The sequence below is a fragment of the Burkholderia puraquae genome (assembly GCF_002099195.1).
Taxonomy (GTDB): Bacteria; Pseudomonadota; Gammaproteobacteria; order Burkholderiales; family Burkholderiaceae; genus Burkholderia; species Burkholderia puraquae.
In genome coordinates this window covers 147,022-161,266 of the sequence record NZ_NBYX01000013.1, presented here as the reverse complement: position 1 = coordinate 161,266, position 14,245 = coordinate 147,022, and the positions used below count along the sequence as shown (strand labels likewise).

At 67.8% G+C, this 14,245-nt stretch carries 10 protein-coding genes and 1 tRNA gene; 4 read left to right on the top strand and 7 right to left on the bottom strand.

From position 1 onward, the window contains the following. Positions 1 to 48: 48 nt before the first annotated feature. Both B7G54_RS24010 and vioA read left to right on the top strand, forming a co-directional pair. On the top strand, positions 49 to 2,391 hold the full coding sequence (locus B7G54_RS24010; protein WP_085041331.1) for a tetratricopeptide repeat protein: 2,343 nt from the start codon (positions 49 to 51) through the stop codon (positions 2,389 to 2,391). Between the two features lie 29 nt (positions 2,392 to 2,420). Beyond that, complete coding sequence (gene vioA / locus B7G54_RS24005) at positions 2,421 to 3,563, top strand: dTDP-4-amino-4,6-dideoxy-D-glucose aminotransferase VioA (RefSeq protein WP_085041330.1); 1,143 nt, start codon at positions 2,421 to 2,423, stop codon at positions 3,561 to 3,563. A 10-nt stretch (positions 3,564 to 3,573) separates the two neighbouring features. On the opposite strand, the gene B7G54_RS24000 is transcribed toward vioA, so the two are convergent. From B7G54_RS24000 to B7G54_RS23975, 6 genes are all read right to left on the bottom strand, one after another. Then, on the bottom strand, positions 3,574 to 4,278 hold the full coding sequence (locus tag B7G54_RS24000) for an acetyltransferase (RefSeq protein ID WP_244289404.1): 705 nt from the start codon (positions 4,276 to 4,278) through the stop codon (positions 3,574 to 3,576). Positions 4,279 to 4,335: 57 nt separating this feature from the next. Next, positions 4,336 to 6,276, bottom strand: coding sequence for a tetratricopeptide repeat protein (locus tag B7G54_RS23995; protein ID WP_085041328.1), 1,941 nt, complete (start codon positions 6,274 to 6,276; stop codon positions 4,336 to 4,338). A 39-nt stretch (positions 6,277 to 6,315) separates the two neighbouring features. Next, positions 6,316 to 7,059, bottom strand: a complete 744-nt coding sequence (locus tag B7G54_RS23990; protein ID WP_085041327.1) for an LbetaH domain-containing protein — start codon at positions 7,057 to 7,059, stop codon at positions 6,316 to 6,318. 351 nt (positions 7,060 to 7,410) lie between these two features. Then, positions 7,411 to 9,054, bottom strand: coding sequence for a TIGR04222 domain-containing membrane protein (locus tag B7G54_RS23985; protein ID WP_085041326.1), 1,644 nt, complete (start codon positions 9,052 to 9,054; stop codon positions 7,411 to 7,413). A gap of 153 nt (positions 9,055 to 9,207) precedes the next feature. Further along, on the bottom strand, positions 9,208 to 9,537 hold the full coding sequence (locus B7G54_RS23980) for a helix-turn-helix domain-containing protein (RefSeq protein WP_085041325.1): 330 nt from the start codon (positions 9,535 to 9,537) through the stop codon (positions 9,208 to 9,210). Between the two features lie 221 nt (positions 9,538 to 9,758). Beyond that, positions 9,759 to 9,834, bottom strand: a tRNA-Arg gene (locus B7G54_RS23975). 252 nt (positions 9,835 to 10,086) lie between these two features. Between B7G54_RS23975 and B7G54_RS23970 the strand changes: the two genes are divergently transcribed. Next, on the top strand, positions 10,087 to 10,980 hold the full coding sequence (locus B7G54_RS23970) for a c-type cytochrome (protein WP_085041324.1): 894 nt from the start codon (positions 10,087 to 10,089) through the stop codon (positions 10,978 to 10,980). Positions 10,981 to 11,086: 106 nt separating this feature from the next. Here B7G54_RS23970 and B7G54_RS23965 read toward each other — a convergent pair whose 3' ends face one another. Continuing rightward, the gene (locus B7G54_RS23965) at positions 11,087 to 13,174 is read right to left on the bottom strand and encodes a UvrD-helicase domain-containing protein (protein WP_085041323.1); all 2,088 of its coding nucleotides are present in this window, start codon (positions 13,172 to 13,174) and stop codon (positions 11,087 to 11,089) included. Between the two features lie 287 nt (positions 13,175 to 13,461). Between B7G54_RS23965 and B7G54_RS23960 the strand changes: the two genes are divergently transcribed. Next, the gene (locus B7G54_RS23960) at positions 13,462 to 14,169 is read left to right on the top strand and encodes an SGNH/GDSL hydrolase family protein (RefSeq protein WP_085041322.1); all 708 of its coding nucleotides are present in this window, start codon (positions 13,462 to 13,464) and stop codon (positions 14,167 to 14,169) included. Positions 14,170 to 14,245 lie beyond the last annotated feature (76 nt).

The window sequence follows — 14,245 nt, the reverse complement described above, 5'->3', positions numbered from 1 at the left end:
CGGCACGCTACCCATAATGGTATCGACCGACTTTCCGCAGATTTCATCATGTTCTCGACCGAACTGCCCGCTTCCACCGCGCTCACGCCTGAACAGCAGCTTGCGCAGGACATTGCGCTCGTCATGGACAACGCGCTCGAGCGCCAGCGCAGCGGCGCGTTCGACGACGCCCGGGCGCTGTACGAGGCCATCCTCGACGCGGTGCCCACGCATGCAGATGCACACTACAACCTCGCGGTGCTGATGGTCGATACAGACCAATCGGCTGACGCGGTGCCGCATTTCGAAGCCGCCATCGGCGCAAGTCCGGACAACGGCTACTACTGGGTCAGCTACATTCACGCGCTGCATCGCAGCGGGCAAACGGCCGCCGCGTGGATCGCGGTCGAAATCGCGCAGCAGCGCGGCGTGCACGGCCCGGCGCTCAACGGGCTGATCGCGCAACTGGCGTCGCCCGACATCGTGCTCGCGACTGCAGCGGTCGCCCCGAGCGGCATCGACACGGCGATCGTCCTGGAAACCGCAGCCGGCCCGGCCGGGCAGAGCGACTCCGGCAAGCCTGTCCGTCGCCCCAATCAGGCTCTGCTGCAAAAGCATGCGGCGCTGTTCGACAAGAACAAGCACGCTGAAGCCACCGCGCTTGCGCGGCAACTGGTCGCCGACTACCCGGAAGACGGCGCATGCTGGCGCGCGCTGTCCGCATCGCATCACCGGGAAGGCCGCTTCGCGGAGATGATCGAGGCCGGCTTTCGCACGGTCGAATTGCTGCCGGATGAAGTGCTCGTGCGCATCCTGCTCGCCGATACGCTGCGGGTGATGAACCGTCTCGCGGAAGCCGACGAGCAGTGCAAGCGCCTGCTCCAGCTTCAGCCCGATCACCCGGAGGCAATGCGGATTTGCGGTCTCGTGCTACTCGCGCTGCGCCGCACGGATGAAGCGATCGCAGCCTGCCGACGCGCGGTCGAGCTCGCACCCGGCGTCGCCGCGCCATGCGGCACGCTCGGCTTCGTGCTGCTCGAGCTGGGAGCAACACAGGAAGCGATAGGCTGGCTGAAACGCGCGATCGAAATCAACCCGACCGACAGCGTCACCCACAGCAGCATGCTGTTCTGTATCGCGCACAGCAGCGACTTCGGTCCGCAAACGCTCGTTGAGGAACACCGCAAGTTCGGCCAGCGTTACGACAACCACAAGCGCAAGCGCGCGGCCGTGTTCTCGAACCCGCGCGACCCGGCGCGCAAGCTGCAGGTCGGCTTCGTGTCGGGCGACCTGTTCAGCCACGCGGTCGCCTCCTACGCGGTGCCCGTGATCGAGCATCTCGCGACCGATCCCGGCATTGCGATGCACTTCTATCACAATCACTTCGAGGAAGATCACACGACCGATCGCTTCAAGGCCCACGCCACGACCTGGCGCAACGTCACCGGCATGAGCGACCAGGCCTTCCTCGAACGCGTACGCAACGACGGCATCGACATCGTGATCGACCTGTCGGGCCATACCGGCCGCAACCGGCTCGTCGCACTGGCGCAGCGCGCGGCGCCGGTTCAGGCGTCGTGGATCGGCTATCCGGCCACGACCGGCCTCAGTCAGATGGACTACTACCTGACGGACCGTTTCGTCGCGCCGCACGGCGCATTCGACGACCAGTTCGTCGAGCAGATCGTGCGGCTGCCCGCGATCGCACCGTTCATGCCGCCGCCGAACTGTCCGCCCGTCAACGTGCTGCCGGCGCTGCACAACGGCTATACGACGTACGCCAGCTTCAACCGCCTGAACAAGCTGAGCCCGCACGTGATCGAGGTCTGGGCGCGCGTGCTGCACGCGGCCCCGACCGCTCGCATGGCGCTCGGCGCGATCGGCAGCAACGGCGACCAGCAGACGCTGACCGAATGGTTCGCAGCCTCCGGCATCGATGCCAGCCGCCTGACGTTCCACCGGCGCTCGAACATCCCCGTCTACATGCAGCAACATCACGGCGTCGACCTCTGTCTCGACGCGTTCCCGTACACCGGTTCGACGACTACGCTGAATGCGCTGTGGATGGGCGTGCCTACCGTGACGATCCCCGGCGCGACGATGGCCGGGCGCGGGAGCGCGGGCTGGCTGCAGCACGTCGGGCTCGACGCGTACATCGCGACGGACGAGGACGATTTCGTCGCGAAGGCGCTGGCGCTCAGCCGCGACACCGCCGCGTTGCAGGCGCTTCGCGCCGGCCTGCGAGCGCGCTGCGGGGAATCCGCCGCGTTCCGGCCGGCTGTCGTCGCGGCCGGGCTGTCGTCGGCGCTGCGCACGATGTGGACTCGCTGGTGCGCGGGAGAGCCTGCCACCGCATTCGACACGCCGCTATTCGACGACATGGCTACCGCACAGGCCGCGGCCAAGGCCTGAACCTCACGTCAAGATCGAGAGAGACCATCATGACCGCCAGCCTGCCCGCGTCGTCCGTCGCGCAACTGCCGCACGAACGCATCTATGTCACGCAGCCGCACCTGCCGCCGCTCGATGAATTCCTGCCGTACCTCGAGAAGATCTGGGAGAGCCGCACGCTGACCAACGGCGGCCCGTTCCACCAGCAGTTCGAGCGCGCGCTGTGCGAGTATCTCGGCGTGCCGCATCTGTCGCTGTTCGCGAACGGCACCCTCGCACTCGTCACCGCGCTGCAGGCGCTGCGCATCAACGGCGAAGTGATCACGACGCCGTATTCGTTCGTCGCCACCGCGCATTCGCTGCTGTGGAACGGCATCAAGCCTGTATTCGTCGACGTCACGCCCGGCACGCTCAACCTGGACCCCGCGCGCATCGAGGCGGCGATCACGCCGCAGACCACCGCGATCATGCCCGTGCACTGCTACGGCAATCCGTGCGACGTCGACGCGATCCAGAAGATCGCCGACAACTACAACCTGCGCGTCATCTATGACGCCGCGCATGCGTTCGGCGTGCAGAACGCCGGCGGCAGCGTGCTCACCCACGGCGACCTGTCGGTGCTGAGCTTCCACGCGACGAAGGTGTTCAACACGTTCGAAGGCGGTGCGATCATCTGCCCGGACGCGAAGACCAAGCAGCGGATCGACCACCTGAAGAACTTCGGCTTCGTCGACGAAGTCACGGTCGTCGCGCCCGGCATCAACGGCAAGATGAGCGAGATCAATGCCGCCTTCGGGATGCTGCAGTTGCAGCACATCGACGGCGCACTCGCGCGCCGCTGCGAAATCGACACGCTGTACCGCACGCTGCTGAGCGACGTGCGCGGCATCCGCTGCGTGCCGCTCGGCGACCAGACCGTCGCGAACCACGCGTATTTCGCGATCCTCGTCGACGAAGACTATCCGATCGACCGCGATGCGCTGTACCAGAAGCTGCGCAGCTTCGACGTGTATGCGCGCCGCTACTTCCATCCGCTGATTTCGGAATTCCCGATGTACCGTGGGCTGCCGTCCGCCAACCGCGACAACCTGCCGGTCGCCACCGAAGCCGCGCGCAAGGTGCTGTGCCTGCCGATCTACCCGGCACTCACCGACGACATGGTCCGCCGTATCGTCGAGCTGATCGCGCGCTGACGCGCGACGTCTACAGGTAACGCTCGCCGGCCGCGCGCGCGCGGACCCGGCGGGCCGGATTGCCGTACGCGACCGTGTACGGCTCGATGTCGTGCAATACGACCGAGCCCACCCCGACGACGCTGTGCTCGCCCACCGCGATCCGGTGCCGCAGCATCGCGCCGAGGCCGATCGCCGCGCCATGGCCGATCCGGCAGTTTCCGCCGGTGACCACGCCCGGCGCGAGACTCGAGAAATCCGCCATCACGCCATCGTGGTCGAGCGACGCATTCGTGTTGACGATGCATCCGCTGCCGATCGTGCAGCACGGATTGATCACCGCGCCGGCCATCACGACCGTGCCCGCGCCGATCGTCGACGCTTTGCCGACGCACGCGGCCGGATGCACCGCCGACACAAATGGCAAGCCGGGCACGAGGGCCGCGAGATCGGTCGTCACTTTCTCGCGTGCGTGGTTGTCGCCGATCGCAACCAGCAGCCCGGCGACCCCGTGCAAGTCGATCAGATGCGGCAGGTCCTGCTCGGTGCCCAGCACCGGATAGCCGAGCGTCTCCTCGCCGCGTGACCGGAACGAATCGATCAGCCCGGCGATCCGGTACCGGCCGGCCTGTTCGACGATGTCGATCACAACCTTTGCGTGACCGGACGAGCCGACGATGACAATGTTTTCCACGAGGGCCTCGATTGATCTGAAAAGCAGGGGCGGCGTTGCCATTGCCGCGCTTCCCGCAGTATGACGCGCTGTCATGCGCACGCGGCGCGCGCCGTCACTTCAGGCGGTATGTACAGTCTCGTCCGCCGTCATGCGACCGGCCGCGAAATACGCGGCAAACGCCTCGCGCAGGCGCTCCGCCACCTGGATCCAGTTGTCGTCGCGTCCTCTGCGGAACAACCGCACCGTGCCCGGATACCACGGCGAATCGTCGCGGTCGTGCATCCAGCGCCAGTCCACGTCCTGATTCGGCAGCAACACCCAGCAAGGCTTGCCGAGCGATGCGGCCAGATGCGCGATCGACGTATCAACGCACACGACGAGATCGAGTTGCGCGACGATCGCGGCCGTATCCGCGAAATCGTCGAGCTCCGAGCCCAGGTGCAGCAACGGCAGGCCGCCCGGCGGCCGACGCGCCTCGTCCTCGCCCTGCCCCTTCTGCAGGCTCACGAAATTCACGCCCGGCACGCTCCATAGCGGCGTCAGCAACGCGAGCGACGGCAGCGAGCGGTGCGCATCGTTGTGATGCTTCGGGTTGCCTTTCCACACGAGGCCGACGCGCGGGCCGGCCGGCAGCGCATCGAGACGCGCGCGCCAGTGCGCGACGCGAGCCGGATCGGGCGCGAGCCGCACCGGAGGCGGAATCGTGTCGAGCGTCGTGCCCGCGTGCATCGGTGCGCTCAACAGGCTCGTCCAGTAATCGAACTGCGCCGCCTGTGCGGTCGCCGCCTCATGATCGAGCACCACGTCGACGCCGTCGACCGTCTCCATCAGCCGATGCAGCGCGGGCTGGCACGCGAACACCACGCGCGCCGCGTGCCGCGCCCTGAATTCCGCGAAATAGCGGCTGAACTGCAGCATGTCGCCCAGGCCATCTTCCTGCCAGACGAGCAGCGTCTTGCCAGCGAGCGGCTCGCCCTGCCATTGCGCGCACAGCAACACCTCGCGGGTCCGGCGATGCACGAAAGCCGATTGCTCGTAGCGCGACTCGTAGCGCCGCCAGCCTTCGTCGAACCGACCAAGGCCGAGCAGCAGCGTCGCCAGGCCGAAACGCGCGTCGCCATAGTCCGCACGCAGCTCGAGCGCGCGGCGGTACGCGCGTTCGGCGTCGTCGTGGCGGCCGGCATGCGCGAACGTGGTGCCAAGGTTGTAGTGCACTTCGGCCATGTCCGGTGCGAGCGACAGCGCATCGGCGAAGACGGCCATCGCTTCGTCGTGGCGGCCCTGCGCGCGCAGCACGCAACCGAGATTGTTGTGCGGCTGCGGCAGGCCGGGGCGGCAACGTATCGCGTCGCGATAGGCCGCTTCCGCTTCCGGCAGGCGATCGAGATTCTGCAGCGCGACGCCGAGGTTGTAATGCGCCTCCGCGTGATCCGGGCACAGCGCGAGCGTCTGGCGGCTGGCGGCTTCCGCTTCCGGCAGCCGCTGCATGTCGACGAGGATCGCACCGAGATTGGCGTGCGCGAGCACGTAGTCGGCGCGCACGGCGATCGCGAGCCGGTATGCGAGTTCCGCCTCGGCCTGCCTGCCGAGGATGCGCAACAGGTTGCCGAGATCGGTCAGCACCTCGGCCGACTGCGGCTCGATCAGCAGCGCCTGCCCGAGCGCCTGTTCGGCTTCGTCGAGCCGGCCGAGCGCTTCGAGCACCTTGCCGAACCGGTGATGATGCGACGCCCGCAACGGCGTGACGGACGCGAGCTGCCGGCGCAGGAGCGCCTCGGCGTCGGACAGGCGCCCTTGCGACACGAGCAGCGCGCCGAGGCCGTCGTACGGCGGCTCGAATGCCGGCATCGCGTCGATCGCGCGCCGCCACCACGCCTCCGCGTCGGCCAGCCGGTTCAGGCCGAGCGCGCAGACAGCCGCGATGTGCAGCGCCGCGACGGCCGGTGCCGGCCGGTCGAGCAGCGGCGCGACGAGCGACAGTGCATCGGCAAACTGCCCGTTCTGGCACAGGGTCGCGGCGTGTTGAACCGATGTGGGTTCGTCGAAAGCAGGTGTCATGTCATTCGGTGCTGCGCGGAGCGCGGCGCGAACGGGCGGTCAGGCGGGCGTCGCTACGGTGGCCGATTGGCCGGACTGGCTGACGGAACGGTCCTTGGCCTCCTGGAGCGCTTCGAGCGTGTCGAGCGCCCGCCCTTCGTCGGCGGTGAGGTCGACCAGAAATGCGTCGTTGTGCTGCTTGATCCAGTCGAGCGGCATATCCCACCACGCGAGCTGCAGCAGCCGTTCGCGCACTTTCTCCGTGAAGCGGAAGCGCACCAGACGGGCCGGCGAACCGGCATAGATTCCGTACGCCTCGGTGCGGAAATTGGGCGGAATGACGGCCCGCGCGCCGATTACGCAGCCGCTCTCGATCTGGCTGCCGCCGAGAAACAGCGCTTCGTCGCCGATCCAGACGTCGTTGTGGATCACGGTGTCCGCGTATTGCGGCATCGGCGCATGGATGAGGCCGTTACCGTAGATGCTGAACATGCTCGTCGAAATCGTGCGCATCTCGTGCTGGCCGTTCAACAGGAATCGCAGGCGCAGTCCGCCGGCCACGTGCTTGCCGATCACGAGTTTCTGATGGCCCAGGTCGTACTTTGCGATCGAGCCCACACCGATCGACGAGCACCGGCCGATATGAAACGTACCGACCGGCGCTTCTTCATCGACCCAGTTGCGGAAGAAATTGTTCGGAATCGCCGAAAAGGCTCCATCCCGGTAGCCCAGTACGATGAAATGCTTCGCCCACGCATGGTCGGACAGCACGCCAATACAATCGTCGGAAGTCGTAACGTTCATTCGCGGTCGCAAGTGTGCCGGCGCGGCGGCTCGATGCCGGGCCGCTCGATACGGCGGTGGGAAACGTCGCAGCACATCGGCCGCGAGCTTGGACGATGCAGTATAGGAAGCCGGCGACGGCAACCGACGACGGAGAAGAACGGCGTTCTGGCTTCTGTTCCGGCGATGGGGTTTGGTGCGGCCCCGCGTCCGCCCGCTTGAGTGCGCCAGACGTCGACGTTGACTTGCCGTCAGCGGCCCATCGCTGGCGCGCGAATCATTCGGCGATCGAGTGTTGGCGTGCGACTTTTCATCGTGACATTCGGGCGGCGTGTTGCCCACCCTCGCTCCCCCGCGCCGAACCGTACGCGCTCAATTACTCGACGAACACCCGCCGCAACTGCTCGAACTGCACGAGCTGGAACTGCACGAACTCGACGAACTGCAGCTCGACGACGAGCAACTGCTGTCCGACGCATCGAACGAACCGCCGCTGCCGGCTTTCGCGGCGGCGAGCGTCGACATCCGCGACGCGGTCTGCACGGTTTGCGAATACACCGACCATGCGGTGCCGGCCAGCGCGGCCGTGCCGAACAGCGCGGCAGTCCACAGCAACGGATCCGGATCGCCGCGTTCGTGGTCCTGCGCCTGTTGCGCTGCCTGCGTATCGGGCGCAGATTGCGGATTTCGCGCGGCCCGCGGATCGTGCGAGATCCGGCGCGCGAGCAGCGCGGCCCGCCCGGCCGCCGTCGCCCCGCCGCGCCCGAAGCCGGTCAGCCGCCGCGTGACGATCCGATACGCGACCGCGAACACCACCATGCAGACGGCAAGCAGCAGCACGGGCCGCCCGCGGCTCAGGCCGACCGCGAGTTTCGCGGCACCGGTGCCCAGCATGAGCAGCACGATCGCGCGCGCGGCCAGTCGCGACGCGCGCATCTCGCCGGGCGCCCAGAGCCAGCCTTGCGCACGCATCCCGTCGACGACCTCCTGCGCATACCCGGCGAGCCGCTCGCGAAACACGTCGTAGCGCACGGTGCCGGACGGCCGCTCCTTGAGCCACGCGCAGTGGTCGTCATGCCGGCCCGCTCGGTCCAGGTCGGCGATCTGCACGTAGCCGCCCTGTCCGGGGACCGTCCGCAGGTCGACCGCGCCCGCATGCGCGAGCGACATCGTCACGACTTGTGCGACCCGTGCCTCGCCGCCGGTGAGATAGGCGACTTCGTCGGTGCTCAGGTCGTCCGACGCCTTGCGCGTGTGTGCGCCCCAGCGGCGGTGCCGGAACTCGATCGCCTGAAGCACGACGATCAGCAACAACGCGACCACGCACGCCGGTACATAGAACGCGAGAAACTGCGGCCCCGTGTAATTCAGCACGTTGAAGTCCTGCGCCGACGCGCAGGTCGCGGCGACGCTCGCGGCGGCGGCCGGCCATGCGAACTTCGGCAGCCGGTCGCGCCAGCTCCTGCCCGCCGATGGAGCAGCCGACGAATCCGCGCGCCCCGCCCCGTTCAAGGCCGACGGCCCCAACTGCTTCGATCCGGGTGCGACGCGCGAGCCGGGCGGCGGCGGCCAGATCGACTCAGGCGGCTCGCAGCCGAACAACCGGCGATAGCTGTCCAGCGTGTCGCGGTAATGTTGCGCGTACACGGCTGCTTCGTCCGGCGCGCCCGTGCCGGGCATGTGATGCAGCCGCGCGCGCAGCACGCCGGCGCAGAAGACGTCCCAGTATTCAAGCGTGTATTGCAGGTGGAAATGCCACGCGGCATCGACCGCGACCGACGGCGTGACCGGGTGTCCGGCCACTTGCGCGAGAAACGCGAAGCGCTTGTATTCGTCGATCACCGCCAGCGCATGCGCATGCGACCAGCCTTCGGCTTCGGCAAGGCGCCGGCTGTAGGGCAGCGGCACGTTCGGGTCGTCGGGGGAATAGGCGCGCAGACGCGCGAGCAGCGCCTGCTGCGCATCGGTCAGCGCGCGGGCATCGACTGCGGTCGAGGTAGACGGGATGGCAGCCATCGGGAGTCGGCGCGATGCGCGGACGGCCGCCGCGATCGTCGCTTGGAGTTGTCGTTGCGGGCGATTCTCGCACAACGGCGAGGCAACACGACACCGGCACGCCGGCTGCGCTCGGGATACCCGGCGCGTCCGGCGCGTTCGCTGGCCCGAGCGTCAGAAATCGAGCTGCGCCAGCGTGATGCCGAGCGCCGCCGCGATCTTCCTGCGCACCGACTTGCGCAGTTTCTCGCGCTTCTCGCGTTTCGCGTAGTCCGAACGACTGATGCCGATCCGCTGCGCGACCTCGGCCCGCGTCAGCCCGAGATACTCGCGCCAAGCGCGCGCAGGCGAACTGCCGTCGAACACGGCGCGCGTCACGACTTCATGCGGAACAGGATCGGGCGTGACCCGCTGCTGCGCGACATAGTCGGCGTACGGAATCACGACGAAGGCCGGTGTGCCGTCCGGCCCGTTGATGAACTGCACTTGGGGGGACTTGCTCATGCGGTGATCGCCGCCTGTGGTGGGACGCGGCTATTTCCCGTTTGGGTCGACACTTTCAACCAGTGCTTTCAGATGGGCTTCGCGCACGTCGAACCGGATCGACGAACGACTGAGCCGGATCGGATGCGCACGCGATCGAAACCCGCCAATCGGCCGGGTATTACTGCAAACGGGAAAACGACGAAGCGGCGAAACCGCGGAGTGCCTGAACTGGCATGTTTTGGCGCGCCCGGCTGGGATCGAACCAGCAACCCCTGCCTTCGGAGGGCAGTACTCTATCCATTGAGCTACGGGCGCCTGTGACAGTGAAGCGACCCCAATATACAGGCCGCCCACGATTGGCAAGACGGCAAGGATACCCGGTTTCCCATGACGCGTCCACCTTGCCCGACGAATCCCCGCCGGGCCGTGCTGCGTGCGGGTAAACACGCGCCATCGCGCCGCTCGCCGTGATGTAAACGTTCCGTCTATAATCGACCGGGCTTCATTGGACTGCCATTTTGCCGTTGCACCGCGCTCACAATTCCTATTCACGGAGACGAGGCAAGCATGAGCGAAGCACCCCACGAATCTCCCGTCAAAACTCCCGGGCAGCTGATTGCCGTCATCGTCGCGTCGTTTGCGATCCCGATCATCCTGATCGTCCTGTTCGCCAACTACGCGAACCATGCGTTCCGTTACGGCGCCGGCACGGACGCGCTGTCCGACGAACAGGTCGCCGCGCGTGTCGCCCCGCTCGCCAAGGTCGAAGTGAAGGACGCCAACGCGCCCCGCACGTACAAGACCGGCGAGGAAGTCTACAAGGCCGTCTGCGTGACCTGTCACGGCACGGGCGCCGCCGGCGCGCCGAAGTTCGGCAACAAGGACGACTGGGCGCCGCGCATCTCGCAAGGCTTCGACACGCTGCTGAAGACGGCCCTCGCCGGCAAGGGCGCAATGCCGCCGCGCGGCGGCACGAACCCCGACGACGTCAGCGACTATGAAATCGCCCGTGCGATCGTCTACATGGCGAACAACGACGGCGCGAACTTCCCCGAACCGGCCGCGCCGGCCGCCAACGCAGCACCGGCCGCCAGCGGCGCCGCAGCCGCATCGGGCGCAGCCGACGCCGCGAGTGCGCAAGTCGCCGCGGCACAGGCCGCGATCGCCGCGATCCCGAAGGCCGGTGAAACGCCCGCGGCCGCCCCGGCCAGCGCCGATGCGGCCACCGCCGGCAAGGCGCTGTACACGTCGACCTGCCAGGCCTGCCACGCGGCGGGCGTGCTCGGCGCACCGAAGTTCGGCAGCAAGGAAGACTGGGCACCGCGCCTGAAGGACTCGATGGATACGGTCTACAACTACGCGCTGCATGGCAAGGGCGCGATGCCGCCGAAGGGCGGGTCGAGCGCGTCGGACGCCGACGTGAAGGCCGCCGTCGACTACATGGTCAACGCGTCGAAGTAACCCCGGCCCGGCCGTCCAGTAAAAAACCCCCGCGACACACACATCGCGGGGGTTTTGTTTTGGTGACGTTCCGCCGGAACGCCGTGCGCCCGGCGGCAGTGCCGCGTCACTTCTGCAGCAATGCCTTCAGGCTCGCGAGCCGATCCTTCGGCGACATCGGCGCCTCTTCCGGCGTGGGCGGCGGCGCCTCGTCGAGCCCCATCTCAGGGATGAAGCGCGACGGCTCGCACACGACCGTCTCGCGCGCCCGCTTGCGCTTCTTGCACCAGTTCAGGTGCAGGCTGCGCTGCGCGCGCGTGATCGCGACGTACATCAGCCGGCGCTCCTCCTCGATCCGCTCGCTGTCGATCGGGCCGTCGTCCTCGGAGCCGCCGCGGTGCGGCATGATGCCCTCCTCGACGCCGACCAGGAACACGTGCGGATACTCGAGCCCCTTCGACGCATGGACGGTCGACAGCCGCACCGCGTCGGGATCCTCGTCCTTGCCCTCGAGCATCGACATCAGCGCGACGGTCTGGATCAGGCCGAGCAGGTTCTTGCCCGTATCGGCGAGGCCGTCCGCGTTGTGGAAGCCTTCCGCCTCACCGTCGACAGCCTCCGTCTCGGGCTTGGTGCCCTTGCGCTTCAGCCACTCGAGGAATTCGAGTACGTTCTGCCACTTCGACTGCGCCTGCCGCTCGTCGAACGCGTCGTACAGGTACGCCTCGTAGTGGATCGCCTCCATCATGTCGTCGAGCACGGCGGTGGCAGGATCCTTGTCCGCGCGCTCGGTCAGGCGCTGGATGAAGTCGCAGAACATCCGCAGCGGCTCGACCTGCCGCGCCGACAGCCGCGCCTCGATCCCGCCCATGTACACGGCCTCGAACAGCGACACCTTCGCCTGGCCCGCGAACGAGCCGAGCGCCTCGAGCGTCGTGTTGCCGATCCCGCGGCGCGGCGTGGTGACCGCGCGGATGAACGCGGGATCGTCGTCGGCGTTCGCGATCAGCCGCAGATACGCGCACAGATCCTTGATCTCGGCCTTGTCGAAGAACGACTGGCCGCCCGACAGCACGTACGGAATCCGCTCGCGCCGCAGCACCTGCTCGAAGATCCGCGCCTGGAAGTTGCCGCGATAAAGAATCGCGTAGTCGCGGAACTGCGCGCGCCGCTCGAACTTGTGTGCGGACAGCCGGAACACGACCGATTCGGCTTCATGCTCCTCGTCATTGCACGGCGTGACGGTAATCGAATCGCCCATCCCGTGCTCGGACCACAGCTTCTTCTCGAACAGTTTCGGGTTGTTCTCGATCACGTTGTTCGCGGCGGTAAGGATGCGCACCGTCGACCGGTAGTTCTGTTCGAGCTTGACCAGGTGCAGCTTCGGGAAATCCTTGCCGAGCTGCGCGAGGTTCTCGAGCGTCGCGCCGCGCCAGCCGTAGATCGCCTGGTCGTCGTCGCCCACCGCGGTGAACGCCGCGCGCGGGCCGGCGAGCAGCTTCAGCAGCTCGTACTGGCACGCGTTGGTGTCCTGGTACTCGTCGATCAGCAGGTAGCGCAGCTTGTTCTGCCAGCGGTCGCGCACCTGCTCGTTCTTCGCGAACAGCTCGGCGGGCAGGCGGATCAGGTCGTCGAAGTCGACCGCCTGGTACGCATGCAGCGTCGCGACGTAGTTGCGGTAGACCAGCGCGGCCTGGTGCTCGTCCTCGTTGGCCGCGATCGTCATCGCCTCCTCGGGCATGATCAGGCCGTTCTTCCACAGCGAGATGGTGCTCTGGATCTTGCGGATCAGGCCCTTGTCGGTGGTGCCGATCTGCTCCTGGATCATCCCGAAGCAATCGTCCGAATCCATGATCGAGAACTGCGGCTTCAGGCCGACGTGCTCGGCCTCCTGGCGCAGGATCTGTACGCCGAGCGAGTGGAACGTGCAGACGGTGAGCTGGTTGACGGGCACCTTGCGGCCTTCCTTGCCGGGCGTGGTGAGCGTCTTGCCCTCGAGCAGCTTCGACACGCGCTCGCGCATTTCGGCGGCCGCCTTGTTCGTGAACGTGACGGCGGCGATGTGGCGCGGCTCGAAGCCTTTCGCTTCGATCAGGTGCGCGATCTTCTGCGTGATCACGCGGGTCTTGCCGCTGCCCGCACCGGCGAGCACGAGACAGGGACCGTCGAGGTAGCGCACCGCTTCGTTCTGGGCGGGATTGAGGCCTGCGGACATGATGGCGGATGGTGTTGCGGTTGACGGCGGAACGCCGGGAGGATGCCGTGCGCAGCAGGCTGGCGAAGCAGGCGGACACGCAGGCAGGACGCGCATGTTAACACGTCGGCGGCATACTTTTCGGGAGCGCCGCCGGACGGGGCCGTGCGGGCCGGATTGGCCGGCCGCCCCCCTGTCCGTCCGGCCAATCCGGCCCCGTTCGCGCCCCGATCGGCCACAATATGTCCACCCGGCACCGCCCCGCGCCAGCCCGTTTGCCCCACCTGAACCGCTACCGGATCGACATCATGGGATACCCGTTCGCCACCGCCGCCCTCGGCCCGCTGCTATTCGCACAGGGGCGCTACGTGCGCCGCGTCACGCCGCGGCTGCCTGAGGCGGCCGGCCCGCGCGACGGCGTGGCGGGCGACGGCCCGCCGCTGCGCGTACTGGTGGTCGGCGATTCGGCCGCCGCGGGCGTCGGCGTCGCGACGCAGCGCGACGCGCTGTCCGGGCAACTGGCGAACGCGCTCGCAGCCACCCACCGCGTGAGCTGGAAGCTGCTCGCGCGCACGGGCCTGACCACGCGGGAACTCGTCGACTGGCTCGCCGCCGAGCCGGCCGAGCCGTTCGACGTGGCCGTCACGTCGCTCGGCGTCAACGACGTGACGGGCGGCGTGCCGCCAGCCCGCTGGCAGACGCAGCAGGCCGAGCTCGTCCGGCTGCTCGCCACGCGCTTCCAGGTCGGGCACGCGATCCTGTCGGCGGTGCCGCCGATGGAGCGCTTTCCGGCGCTGCCGCAACCGCTCGCGTGGTATCTCGGGCTGCGCGCGAAGCGGCTCAACACGGCGCTCGCCGGGTGGGCCGCCACGCAGCCGCACTGCACGTTCCTGCGCGTCGAGCTGCCGCTCCAGCGCCACCTGATGGCCACCGACGGCTTCCACCCCGGCGAAGCCGCCTGCGCCGTGTGGGCCGCGCAGGTCGCCGCCGCCGTGCGGCAGCGGGCGGCCGCTTGACGCGACATGGCCCCCGTGTGCCGGCGGCTCACTGCGCGCGCGGCACGCAGGCCCGCGCAAAATGCCGGCGTTCCTT

Bases quoted from the DNA above. Each gene is read 5' to 3' on its own strand.
- B7G54_RS23965 (WP_085041323.1), bottom strand. From the start codon at position 13,174: ATGTCCGCAGGCCTCAATCCCGCCCAGAACGAAGCGGTGCGCTACCTC.
- B7G54_RS23960 (WP_085041322.1), top strand. From the start codon at position 13,462: ATGGGATACCCGTTCGCCACCGCCGCCCTCGGCCCGCTGCTATTCGCA.
- vioA (WP_085041330.1), top strand. From the start codon at position 2,421: ATGACCGCCAGCCTGCCCGCGTCGTCCGTCGCGCAACTGCCGCACGAA.
- B7G54_RS23980 (WP_085041325.1), bottom strand. From the start codon at position 9,537: ATGAGCAAGTCCCCCCAAGTGCAGTTCATCAACGGGCCGGACGGCACA.
- B7G54_RS24000 (WP_244289404.1), bottom strand. From the start codon at position 4,278: ATGGCAACGCCGCCCCTGCTTTTCAGATCAATCGAGGCCCTCGTGGAA.
- B7G54_RS24010 (WP_085041331.1), top strand. From the start codon at position 49: ATGTTCTCGACCGAACTGCCCGCTTCCACCGCGCTCACGCCTGAACAG.
- B7G54_RS23970 (WP_085041324.1), top strand. From the start codon at position 10,087: ATGAGCGAAGCACCCCACGAATCTCCCGTCAAAACTCCCGGGCAGCTG.
- B7G54_RS23995 (WP_085041328.1), bottom strand. From the start codon at position 6,276: ATGACACCTGCTTTCGACGAACCCACATCGGTTCAACACGCCGCGACC.
- B7G54_RS23985 (WP_085041326.1), bottom strand. From the start codon at position 9,054: ATGGCTGCCATCCCGTCTACCTCGACCGCAGTCGATGCCCGCGCGCTG.
- B7G54_RS23990 (WP_085041327.1), bottom strand. From the start codon at position 7,059: ATGAACGTTACGACTTCCGACGATTGTATTGGCGTGCTGTCCGACCAT.